The 12726-nt window shown below is 64.4% G+C and carries 3 protein-coding genes (1 of these 3 cut by a window edge); all 3 read right to left on the bottom strand.

The window, feature by feature from the left end; translation table 11 throughout:
• Positions 1 to 13 precede the first annotated feature (13 nt).
• On the bottom strand, positions 14 to 805 hold the full coding sequence (locus tag NV2_RS14035; protein WP_067873187.1) for a thioesterase family protein: 792 nt from the start codon (positions 803 to 805) through the stop codon (positions 14 to 16).
• 183 nt (positions 806 to 988) lie between these two features.
• On the bottom strand, positions 989 to 1525 hold the full coding sequence (locus NV2_RS14030; RefSeq protein WP_067873184.1) for a hypothetical protein: 537 nt from the start codon (positions 1523 to 1525) through the stop codon (positions 989 to 991).
• 116 nt (positions 1526 to 1641) lie between these two features.
• A protein-coding gene (gene add, locus NV2_RS14025; protein ID WP_067873181.1) for an adenosine deaminase crosses the window boundary here: on the bottom strand, positions 1642 to 12726 show its end. It continues 43818 nt past the right edge of the window; 11085 of the gene's 54903 nt are visible here — the last part of the coding sequence; the start codon falls outside the window, past its right edge; its stop codon occupies positions 1642 to 1644.

Below are 12726 nucleotides of genomic sequence, written 5' to 3'. Positions count from 1 at the left end.
CGGTCGCCGTCTCTTACGGCTGCGGCCGGACCGTGAGGATCTGCTCCGCCCGCCCCACCGGACCGTGCACATCGTGCAGGACGGTACTGGTGAGCCCCTGCCCGGTCGCACCGAAGGACACCGACGTGTCGAGCCCCGTCCACGCGCCGGCGGGCTGCCGGAACAGGTGGATCGACAGGTCGACGTTCGGGAACATCCATTCGGTGGGTTTCTGTCGCACCGCGATGCCGTTGGCGGTATCCACCAGTGCCACGAACGAGGCCGCCGGGCCCGTCGGCTCTCCGTCGACGAGATCGATCGCAGTGGATACCCATGCCGTGGTACGGCCCGGCGCGGGCTCACCCACCGTGCGGACATCCAGCGAGGCGATGAACCCGCCGGGCCACACCGAGGTCATCGACCACGGGCTCAACGTGTCGGGAGCGGGCAGGGGCGTGCCCGAGCCGCCGGCGACACTGCCGGTGTCGAGGGAGGTCAGATACCAGGTCCGAGCCACCACCGCGGCCCGCCCGTGGATCGTGACGGTCGCCTGCACCAGTTCGATGGTTCGGCCCGGACGGATCGTCTCGACGTGAATCTCGAACTCGTCGAGCGCGATCCGGCCCAGAATGTCGAAGCAGATCCGCCCGGCGAGCATCGAGGGACCTTCGGCACGCGAGCGCTCGATCTCGTGCACGATCAGCCCACCCAGCGGGCTGAAATGCTGTTCGTCGGAACTCCAGGCGCCGCCGGTGTGGGCGGTGGGGGCGAAGCGGTGGTCGCCGATGCGCACGAAGTAGGCGGTGGGGTCGGGTGCGGTCGGCAACGTGGCTCCTTCTTCGGGCGATGAAATATCGCGCAGTACTCCTGCCCGCGACGGCCACGATGGACGTCAGTGGGCAAATAGCACGCTATCGGTCGCCGTCGAGTCGGGAGCGACGCCCCCTCGACGGTGCTGCCGGCACGAGTCCCCCGATGCTTGCGGACGCGACCCGGCGTATCCACGGGTTCAGTGGGTGAGCAGCACCTTCAGCACGACGATCGCGGTAGCGACCGCGGTCAGCACCACCGCCCCGAGCAAGGTCCAGCGGCTGGGCTGCGACCCTTTCAAGCGCTGAATCACGAACACGATGCCACCGATGCGCACCAGCATCGCCACCTCGGCAGCGAGCTGCGCGGTGCGCGGTTCCAGCCAGCCGAGCCAGGCAATTCCCAGAATCACCGCGGGCAGCACGGCCGAACTCAGAATCGGCACCGAATCACGCAGTTCGCTCCAGCGTTGCTCCCGCGTCAGCGACTTCTGCTCGCGCACCGCTTGACCGACACCCTCGGCGAATGCGTGGGCGACGAACGTGGACAGCGCGGTCCCGACGACCACGAGGATTCCGAACTGCTGGTCGGTGGTGGTCACCGGGATCAGGGCGGTGAGGATCAGGATGTTGCCGTAGACGTAGGCGCTGATCCGCCGGGCGGCATTCTCCTGGTCGAGCGGGATTCGGCGCGAGAACAGCGGACCGTGGAGCAGGGTGTGCCGGATGCCGACCATGAGTCTCCCGTCCGGATCGTCGCGGTGGTGGGGATGCTACCGGTGCCGGCTCCGCGTCGGGCGTACCTCCCGAGGTCGAATCGTGATCACGAGTCTCGGTGGCTCACGCCGTCTGATCAACCGGTCAAGGCGGCGAGAGCTTCGGTGACGTGACGACGCATGGTTTCGGCAGAGCGCAGCTTCGTCCGATATTCGATCGATCGCTCTTGCGCATATCGGCCGAGCTCGGTTTTCGGATCGGCCAGATCGAGAGCGTGCTCGAGTTGCGCTCGAATCGTGTCGATTTTTGCGTCGATGACGGTGAGGTCTTCGTGGAGTCGTTGTTTTTCTGCGGTGATGGTGTCGGGGTTGCCGCTTTCGGCAACAGTTCGACTGTTGAGGACTCGCCATGGGATTCCGGCGTGGTCGAGTGCGGCGCCTAGTTCGGGTGTTGGTGCTTCGGGGAGGTTGATGTGGTCGATGTCGGCGAGTGTGAAGCCGCCGTGGATTTGTGCTTCGACGAATTGGTGGTGGCGGAAGGAGCGACTGTGGTAGTCGCGGTTGATTCCGCGGAGGGGCAGAGTTTCGGGGTCGGTGGTGGACAGCGGTGCGACGCCGAAGGATTCGGGTTGAGGATCGAGAAGCGGAGACGGCACCGTCCGACTCGGCTTACCGCCCGGCGTGCCCCCGCCATAGGCCAGTGAATCGCCGACGCAGACGGTGGTTCGTTCCTGGACGGTGTCTTTGAGGACGATCTCGATCCGGCCGTATGCGGCGAGCAGTTCGGTGCGGATATCGATGCTCTCGTCGGACAGGCCAGCGGGGCGTTCGTCCCCGAGCAGTACGTATCCGTATGCGGGTCGCTGCCGCGGATCCATATTCTCGGGATGCCCGAACCACGTATCCTCTGCTTCCGGATGGTTGGCGACTGCGCCGTTGCCGCGTCCGGTCTCGAATTGTGTTTTGTAGCGACCGTCGGCGAGAAGGCCGAGCAGGCTCTCCTCGGAGATGCGCACCCCGAGTGGCTTGCCGCTCACCAACTCGGTCAGTTCATTCTTCATCGCGATCCGCAGCGCAGGAATGCTCATGCCGAGTTCTGTGGCGAGGGAAGCGATGCAACTGCGCACGGCGGTGTACAGAACCAGTTGAGAATTGACCGGGCCGGCCTGTGCTTGCGGGTACCGACTGAAGAAGGCTTCGTGGCGCTCGTCGAGATCGGCCCTGATCTCGGCTTCGGTCGCCGCGTTCGTAATCTGTGCGACTCTCGTTGCGGTATAAGCGATGAGTTCTTGCCGAGCGTCGTACATTGCCTCGTCGAGAGGACGGAACGGCACCGCTCCGGGTAATCCGGTCGCCTTACCTGACGCGCCGTGCTCGCCTCGATCGATCTGTTCGTCTGAGTGCGTCGTGGAGGTAACGGTGGCCTCGGGGTCGTGAAGTTCGTCGGCGATTGCGAGTATGTCGGTGAGTGTCGGCATCGATTCGACCGAGCCGTAGGCATCGACATATGCACTGATCAGTGCCCATTCGATGTACTGGGCAAGGCCAATTCTTCGGCTGGAGTCCGCACTCGAATCGGTCGGCAGTTCCAGCAGGCGGATGGTGTCGCCCACCGCACGCTCCATGTCCAGAAGTGCGAGCCACGGCGTCAGATGAACCTCGTGCGGGCGGGTCTCGGGGCGCAGGCCGCCCGGATCCCGGTGGTTGATGGTGGCAGATTCGCAATCCACCGGTAACGGATGGGCCATACCGAGATCCACGACTCGGTATTGATCGGTGCCGATCTTCGGGACATTCGCCACGGTGATATCGGCATGCCCCAGCGCCAGGGGTTGATCCCTGACCAGACCGGAAAAATGCTCCAGGCCGGTGATCATCGCCTCGGATACACCGAGACGACGGAACATGGTGGCGTAGGGCTCCCGTTGTGCGTGGCGGCGGTACACCTCGTGTAGGTGTTTCACTCGCATCGCGAAGTACCCCGACGCCGTGTGCGGATAGTCTGCGGGTACTCGAATATGGCCGCGGCGGCGCGGCGGCGGGTCGCCATCCTCCGGATCGGTCTGTAATCCGACTCGTTCCAGTTGCCGGGCCGCGGCTACTATCGCCTCGGCCGCTTCAGGGTAATAGATCGACATCGTGTGCCCGGGATGGATCTTCGGCCGGATTTCCCACAGGACGTTCCCTTCGGAATCCCGCTCCACGAACAGGACACGAGGGAGCGTGAGTTCCTCGTCGCTCGGCGTCGCCTCCGCGACGGCTCGAAGAATTTCGGATTCTTCGGTCCCCAGGGTGTAGTTCAGCGAATCAGCCGATTCTCTGTATTCCAGAACCGCGAACTCTGTGTGGTCCGTTACGTAGACATTCTTATAGGATCCGGAGAGTACGTCGCCGTATCGCTTGTTGTGCGCGTGCAGGGCCAGAGCCTCGTCCCGTGTCATGTCTGTGCCGTCGGTGCCACCCAGATGCCGGTAGTCGTCCGGGGAGCGCAGGTTTCGCAATGTTGGTTCTGCGAAAACCGCGGAATACGGTGTCAGGACCCATGATTCGTCCGCATCCTGGGCGCGGTCGGAAGGCGTGAACGCAGCACGGTGAATTCCGCGTAGCCGGTCTTTGACGGAATCCGCGCAGAACGCGCCCGTGATCCCGGCTTCGAAGGCGGCGGCACCAGTACCGCCGAGTTGCTCCAGAAGTATGTACTCGCTGCTCAGATCGGTGCTGAACATCGGTGGGTCGTCGGTGCTGATGGTGCACGGCACTCCGGCGGCCAGCAGCCGTGCGACCGGATGCTGTTCGGCCTCGGTCACGACGCCGGTCCGCAGATTGGAAGTCGGGGCCACATCGAGGACGATGCCGCGCTCGGCCAGTTCCGCCATCAGCTCCGGATCGTCGGCTGCCGCGATGCCGTGCCGGATCCGTTTCGGGTTCCAGCGCAACACCTCTCGGATGGCCTCAATGCCGCCGGTCTCCCCGGCGTGTGGTGCGATGCCCAGACCGCCATGGGTGGCGATGTCGATGGCACGGTCGAACAGCGATACGTCGCCGCGGGCCTGTTCGTTACCGCCCACATCCAGACCGACGACGCCCCGATCGCGGTATCGCACCGCCGCGTGAGCCAGCTGTTCGGCCCATTCCGGTTCGCCGCCCCAGATCAGACTCGGGGTCAAACGGACTGTGACACCGAATCTTTCGGCTGCCTCCGCGATTCCGTCGGTCGCCCCGGCGAAGATTTCCGGAAAGTTCTTTCCGTGCCACTGCACCCGCGCGATCGGGGACAGGCTCGCCTCCACGTACACCGCATGATGGGCGGCTGCCTCCGCGGCGTAATCGACGACCATCCGACGGTAGTCGTCTGCGGTCTGGATCGCGTTGTTCGTCATCCGCCACACCGACAGGAACTGGCTGAAGTCGGTGAAAGCGTACAGGCGGCGCAGACCTTCGACGCTGTCGGCGGGCAGCTCGATGTTGTTGCGGCGCGCCATGTTCAGCAAGGAGTGCGGGTGCACCGTACCTTCGAGGTGGACGTGGGTTTCGATCTTCGGATAGGGAACCGGGTCGTCCGCGAAATGGTGCGGGAGGGTGTCGGGGGAGACGGGCCAGCTGTCGTGTTCGGCAACGACCGGTCGGCCATGGTCGAACAGCAGGTAACCCTCCTTGCCTAGGCGCTCGTATGCCTGCTGGACAGCGTCCGTCCGGGTGGGATCTTGCGTCGAAGGCAACCGAGTGTCCACCGGTAGACGTCCGGACAGCACCGAGCGGCGCAGGTCGTACACCATGCCGGCGACCGTTGCCCGGCCTTGGACGGCGCGCTCTATCGTCCCGACGGGGTCGACGCCGGGGGGAGGGGCGCTGAAAGATGTTCGAGACAGTAGTCGGTCGACTTGCATCGTCGCGACGGTCGCCGGATCGGGATCGATCATCTTGGTGCGAATCGCTGCCGCGACAATATTTTCCGGATCCGGCGGGACCCTGAGTGCGCTCGCGAAGGCATGCAGTTCCTGCTCGTCGTAGTAGTCGGCCCGGCCCGCTGCGAGCGTGCGCAGGGCCGCCATCAGGGCGTCGACGGCGGTGACGGTCCGCGCCGCAGCCGCTGCGTCACTGGCTACGTGCAGTTTGGTGCGGATAGACCGCATTCGGGCACCGACGGTGCTCGCCCGGATGCCGAGCAGATTCGCGATGTCCTGATACTTGGCGCCTCGAATCCGGTGAGCCAGGACACTGATCTCCTCCACGGTGTACTGGGTGAAGTGCCGCAGCGAATCCTCCGGCTCGAAGAGGCCCACACGAACAGCTTTGGTCAGCATGGCGAGCTTCTCTTCGGACGTACCGAGTTTGTCGGCAGTTCCGAGCTTTTCGGCTACCACCTTGGTTTCCTGCTTGACCCACACCACGGTTGTGCCGCGAGATGTCGCGATTTCCTTGTTGGTCGAATCGTCGGCGAATTGCCGGAGCAACTCGATCCGGTCGTCGCTGAGTTGGGGAAAGCCGGTCGAAGCATCGGCGTCGCCTGGTCGGCCCTGGAGCTTGGGCGGCAGGTCGGCCTCCGGCACCGTGTTCAGCTCATGTCCGCGCTCCCGGGACAACGCACCGGTCGGCGCGGTGAAGCGGGCGGCGAACAATCGGCCCGAGGCGGCGCCATGTTCGGCGCGCCAGGTATCGAAGTCCCGGGTCCGTGGGACGTCGGCATCCGATCCGATGAGGGGGTCGGTGACGAACAGGTGCCCGGCGATATTCGTGACCACCCAGACGTGGCTTTCGTCGGCGACGACGGCCGTATTTCCGTCTTCGGCACCGAGTTCGGTGCGCAGCGCTGCGATCGGATCCTCGCCGGAAACCGGGCGAAGCCGGGCTGCGATCGCCATTTCCAAGGTACCGGGGTCGGTGAGAATCTCGGCGGGGATGGTCGCCTCGTCGTTCCCGTAAGCCCACAGCGTGGTCGCGGCATGCGAAATACAAGCGATGACGCGCAGCAGAGCAACCACGTCGTGCAGCATTGCGTGGTCGTTCAACGCCTCGGCAAGTTCACCGATTCGTTCGGTGCCTGCGGTGCTCACCTGCTCGCGCAGGTCTCGCAGAGCGCTTGCCGCTGCGGCGATTTCGGTACGGTCCGAGCGATATCCGGCCGCGTATTCCAGCGCATCAGTCGCAGTCGTCAAGTAGTCGAGGGCATTGGTCACCTCGCCGTTCACAAGAGATCCGTGGGCGACGGTGAGCAGGTCCGCGACGTAGTCGGCGGTTGCGGTGGTGACGTTGATGCTGTGCCGGCGGGCCGAGTCGTACGCGCGGGCATGTCGAAGAAGTCGATCCGATGCCTCGGCGGCGGCGGTCGGCCGATGGAGGTCGGAGCTGTCATCGGAGGGGCTTGCGCGCCGAAGTGAACTACTCACCCGAATGTGGGGCACGACCCCGTCCGGTGCGGCCTCACGATGTCGGTCGAATGCCGCCTCCGCCGCGAATACGTTGGCGATGAACGGCACTCGGGAGAGGGCTTCGGGTGAGTGGCGGTTCGACAGCACGCCGCGAACGTGTCGTGCGAAGTCGGGAAATTCCGGGAGTTGGCGATGCTGCATATAGCGACCGAAGTCGTACTCGCCACCCATCAGGTCACGCACCGTGGATACGAATTGCTCGACTGGGGCGTTGTCGCCGGAGGACACGCCTGTGCCGCGGGGTGCGCGCAACGCCCGATCGAGTATGTCGGGAGCGCGATCAGGTGGCGCGGCAAGCGCTTCGACCACGACCGAGGCGAACCACCGGGCGACCCGGTTTTCCGGCGATGGCGCGGCAGCGTTGAGCGCACGAAGTATCTGCCGTGCGTGCTCCAGCTGATACGGCTCCACCCAATGGTTCAGGAAACGGTCGTACACGGGCCGGCACGCTATCTGCGGCAGCAGCAGGTCTCCGGTTATGCGCGCACGGAAGTACGCGTCCGATTCGCGGTCCAGAGCGCGACAGCCCGGGTAATTCAGCCCGTACGCGCCTTCGCGGGGGACCAGCATCAAGTGTGCGAATTCGGTGGCAGTGGCGTGTGGGCGGGTCAAATCCAGATCGAGTTGGAACACCGGGCGCGCAGCAACCAGAAGGATGTAGAGGTACTGCAGCAACTCGTCCAATGACAGGTCGCGCCCGATCTGTCCGATCCCGCTCGCCTGGGCTGCGGTCTGCGGGCCGCTGGGGACCTCCGGTGTTCCCCACCGCATCGTGCGGGCCTTGTAGATCACCTGCAGGTCGTCCTGGGTGTGAGGACGCTGTTGCCCGAGTATCAGTGGCCCGGCGCTGGTGTTGGGCAGGCCCAGAATCGTCTCCGCTTCGAGGGCGGCCATGAAGACCGCGAGGAGCATACTGAGCCTCGGGCCGCGTTCGGCCAGCCAATTCAGTTGCCAATCCCAGTGATCAGCGCTGTAGATCCAGTCGGGGCCGTGCTTCTCGCGCGCCGCGATTCGCATCAGGTCGCCGACATATGCGTAACTCCGATTCAAGTTGAGCATTTCCGCAGCGAGTACTTGTGGTTTCGGAAGTTCACCGATTTCGCTGGGGGTCGAGATCCGCGCGGCGGCAGAGCCCTCTGGATCATCCTTCCGCGTTCGCGACGCCTTGCCGGTCCACGGAGTGGGACGGGCCCCAACGGGGGAGTCGGCCGCCGGATTCTCCGGATTCGGCCGATGCTTTCCCCGCTCGGGGTCCGCCGGCCCCTCGGCTGGTGGCCCGGTGATATTCACCGTGGCGAAGGCATCATCGATCTGGGATTGTCCGGGGGTGGTACGCGACCGGAGGCTGCCGTCGTCTGCACGCTCGAAGTAGCCGACGTAGGTATGGGTCTCATCGGGATCGGTGTAGGAGGCTTTCCAATCCAGATACGAGCGGGGCGCGCCACCGGTGAGCTGGTCGTAGATCCTGATGGCACCGAGCCCGGTCCGATCCGGCAGGCGTCGGATCAGGTAGGCGTGCGCACGTTCGTCCTTGCCGACGACGACAACGGCGAACTCGCCGGCATTGCCTTGGGTGAGAAGCTCGTCGACCACTGCCTTCATCGGGTCGCGGGATAGCTCGGAAGGAGTGCGCGATTGTTGTTGCAGCCCGACGGACGCACCGCTCTGGAGGTCGGCGGCCCGGAGCCCGGCGGTCGGATCCACCTCCAGGCCAGGCCGGTTCACCGGCAGGCCGTGTCGCTCGAGGAGGTCGAGTACCCATGGTAAACATGTGAGTACCTCCGCCGGAAGGTCCGTGGTGGATGGAGATCGTGGATCGCTGTGTGCCCCACGGGGACCGGTCGGATTGATTCGGGGCTGTGCTGTCGTCCACAGATCCACTTCCAGCGGCGGGCGGCCCGCCATGACATCCAGCTCGAACTGGGCAGCATACCCTTCCAGTTCCTCCAGCTGAGCCCGGAGTCGGTCGTGCACAGCCGATCCGGAGGACGTATCCAGATCCGCATGTAGCGTTTGCGACGCCTCGTCACCGAACAGGTCGATGACGTGGGCCAGACAGGGCCGCAGCCGCTCGGTGATTTCCTGTTCACGCCGGAGCGCGACGGCCGTGGGGGTGGTCTCGGTCCGGGCGGCCTCGTCCACTGGCGAGCCACGCTGTAAGCGCAGTACTTGCCGCAGCCACGCTGTCGCCATAATTTCCGTGCGCTGTGGTGCCAGCCAGATCGCTGCTGTGGACCAGTCGATGAAAGGACGCCCCAGGTGTTGCCGCCGCGGATCCTGCCGATTCTCGGGCAACAGCGTCTCGGCGTCAGCTACTTCCTGCTCGGTGAGCAGGTGAGTACGTGCCATCGCGTCGTCGAGCATGATGCGGGCATCGTCGGCTGACATTCCGAGTTCCTCGGCCAGCTTTTCCGTGCTGTGACCTGCGAAGGCGAGTACTTCTTGCTGCCAGAATTCCCGACCAGGAAAAAGGGCCGGCCGCGGCTGCACGGAGAGATCCGCCGTGCCGGCTCGCAGGATACCGCGCGGCGAGCGCGGTCCTTGCGGCTCGGTGTGCTCGTCGCTGGTGGCGTCCGGATCCCGCCGGAGAACATCGAGCACCGGCGTCAGATCGTCGGAAATGGTGGCGCCGGTCCACTCGGCAACGGCGACAAGGTCCGCGACGATCTGCCGGAATATCTCTTCCTTGTCCCATCTGAATCGATGCATGAGCAACTCGAGCGGTTTGGTGGGCCGCACGATGTCGCGGTGCATCAACGCCTGATACAGCCGGTCCGCCTGGGTTTCCTTATCGGCGAACTGGCGATCCACCCACGCCTGTCCCAGACCGTTGAGTCCCCCCACTGCGAGGTACGCCATATCTCCGACATTGGAACCGCCGTCGCTGCGGCTGGCCGCCGCCCGGCTCGCCGCCGCGCTGCCCTCCGATACCGACACATCCATTCCGCGTGAGCGGAAGAGCATCTCACCGAGTGGAGATCCGTGCCATTGTGCGAACCAGCCGGTGAGCAGTGGACGCAGCGATCCGAGGTCGGCCGGGTCGTAGACGAGGTAGCTCCCCACATCGGCGTACTGGTCGGGGTTCGGTCGCAGATAGGTTCCGCCGCCCGGGATATTCGGAAGAATCTCCACGATCTCGCGACGGGGCGGCAGATTGCCGGTGCGAGCGGTATTCACCTGGACGACGGTGGAGGTGCCCAGCCGGAACACCGCTTCGGCATGATCGTCCTCGGCCACCGCTTGTTCGATGACTGCCAGGACGTCGTCCACCTGTTCCCAGGGTTGCCGGTCCACCAGTGCGGCACGTCCGGCCCACCTGGTGGCAAGTTCTCGAAGTTGTGCGTGGTCCGGGTGAGCGTCGGCGGCGCGTCGCACATGTGCCGCGGTTGCGCGGATGCTGTCGTAGGTGTGGACGAGGGAGCGTTCCCAATCGTCGGTGAGAGTCCGGGCAGTCGGCGTCGCAGAATAGGCTCTCGCCCGGCTGTTCATGACTCGCTGTTCCTCCGCCGCGTTGAGGATCGCGCCGAGACTGTCCTGGGTGACGGTGATGCCCGCATTCGTGAGTTCGCGAACGACCACGGCGGGATCGTTGGCGAACAAGGCGAGCAGCCCGGGCACCACATCGCCTCCGGCGGCCCGCGCCAGGCCTCGCTTGATCAGCTCTTTCACCGGCATCCCGTGCATGATCCGCTCGCGGGCGAGTAGATCGTCCAGCGTACGGCGCAGTTTCGCCTCATCGGTTTCCGGAAAATGCTGTCGCCAGTGCACGGGCAGCCTGATGTCGATGAGGCGTTCCCGGTACTGCTCCCACCGAATACCCCTGCCGGATGAGAACCCGCGGTGGTAGCCGGCGCCCCGGAAGGACACCAGCGGCGTTTCGTAACTCCTGTTGGTGTTGACAGAGATCACCGCATACAAAACCAGCCGGCGTCCGTCACGCAGAGTGGTCCGCAGGGTTGCCAGCCGCATCTCCTCGGCGCCGTTCGCAATCTTTCGCACCGGAACATCGGCGATCTTGGTGCGTGCTGTTGGGCGAAGGAGCTCGACCTGGACACTGTCGACCGCGTCGTGTTGTTCGGCCCATTCCTGGACTACCTGCCCCACGACGGTGAGGACATTTTCGTCCGCGCCGAACGTGCTAGCCGTGCGGGACTCCCCCGTTATCCCGAAGCGCGCCAAAATTTCTCGTTGCTGGACTCGTTGCTCGCTGTTCAGCTCCAGAGACTGATGATCGAGACCCGCGTCCAGCCCGGTCGAGGTATCGAAGCCCATCCGCTTCTGCATGTCGTAATAGGTGTTCTTCTGGTGATACCGGCTCGACACTTCCATCCCCACGTCGGCGGAAATCGCGCCCAACGCACCAGCTGCTCGCCCGGCGATCATGGAGGCAACCAGTGCTTCGACACCGAGTGCGCTCGCCAACCCCACGGTCGCCGGCGCGTAGAGGCCGTTGACGATTACCGGTTCCTTCACCCGCTCTTTCATGCTGGTCGTATCGGCGTACGCAGAGCCGACGGTAGCCAGCGAACGAGAGAAATGATCGAAGAATTCGTACGCCAACTGCTCATCGGTGGCGTAGTACAGGTTCGGCCACAGAACCATGGTGAGGTGGAACTCGTCGAGCCGACCGGTGTTTCGGAAGTCAATATAGGTTCTCGGCGTCTTATCGCCGACCTCGAAACTGTAGTACGCCGTCGAACGTTTCATGAATCGGCCTCCTACCAGCGGGAATTCGTAGGCGCCGTTCGCTTCCGGCAGGGAGGTTCCGTGTAGCGGCCGGAAGTGGATATTCAACCAATCGTTCTGCGCTACATATTTCGGCACCAGAAGTGGCCACATACCTTCTTCGATTCCGCGCCTTAGCATGCGCATCACATTCTCGGCCCGATGCTGCAGTTCGACGCTCTGCGGCTCCGAGAGCTGCACCGCCGCATCGGGGGCGGCGTACTGTAACGTATTGCGGCCCAGTACTTTTCCGACTTCTCCCAACATTACCGCAGTGCGATATTGGTTATCGATGATCTTTCGCGCGGGCGGCGCTATTCCACCTGCTGTCGAGGCATCGTAGAGGTCGGCGATCATTTCTCGCTGCTTTTTTCTGTTTGCCGCCGCGTATCCCGTGACCATCCCGCCGCCGTGGCGCACCGCGCCGCCCACCATCATGCCGATCAGCGGCCAGGGCATGAATCCGATATCGAGTGCGGCCGTCACCCCCGCGCCCGCGAGGTATCCGGCATTCTCTGCAGCAGCGGTAACTAATTTTCCGCGCACAATATTTCGCGGTGGAGCTTGCCGCGGCACATACCCCTCACCGATCAGCGAGCGCATATGTGTATCGAGTTCGGCCCGGATCTGTTCCCGGCCGGCCTGTTCGTCGACGACCAGAACATACTGTTCCTGGTGGACCCAACGACCACGGATGATCTCACCGGCCGGTAGGCGGGCCGTACGCAACTGCACCGTCGGGCCCGACGTCCAAAAGACTCGGTTGTAGAGCCACGACCAGGCGAATACGGTGTCCTTCACCGGATTCGATGCACGATTCGGGTCCGGTTCTACATACCGGTCGAGATCGTGCCACAGCTCTGCCACCGGCGCCAGCTCCGTCCATGAAGCCCGGGCCCTGGTAATGGTGCCGAAAGGCGCGGTGATACCGCTCAGATTTGCGTCGCTCATCCATTCGCCCGCGTAGGCCAGCGCCGGGTTGGGATGCTGCCCTGGTTCACGGTAGCTCTCGAGCCAGCGCATCACTCGTGGTGTGAACCTCGCCAGGCGGAGGTCGCGTCCACCCTC

Source organism: Nocardia vermiculata NBRC 100427 (assembly GCF_001613265.1).
Taxonomy (GTDB): Bacteria; Actinomycetota; Actinomycetes; order Mycobacteriales; family Mycobacteriaceae; genus Nocardia; species Nocardia vermiculata.
Note: the sequence above shows the minus strand (reverse complement) of the source record. Positions and strands in the feature narration are given on the sequence as shown.

What these genes read in the sequence shown, in the direction of transcription:
- NV2_RS14030 (WP_067873184.1), bottom strand. Translation starts at nt 1,525, where the DNA reads ATGGTCGGCATCCGGCACACCCTGCTCCACGGTCCGCTGTTCTCGCGC.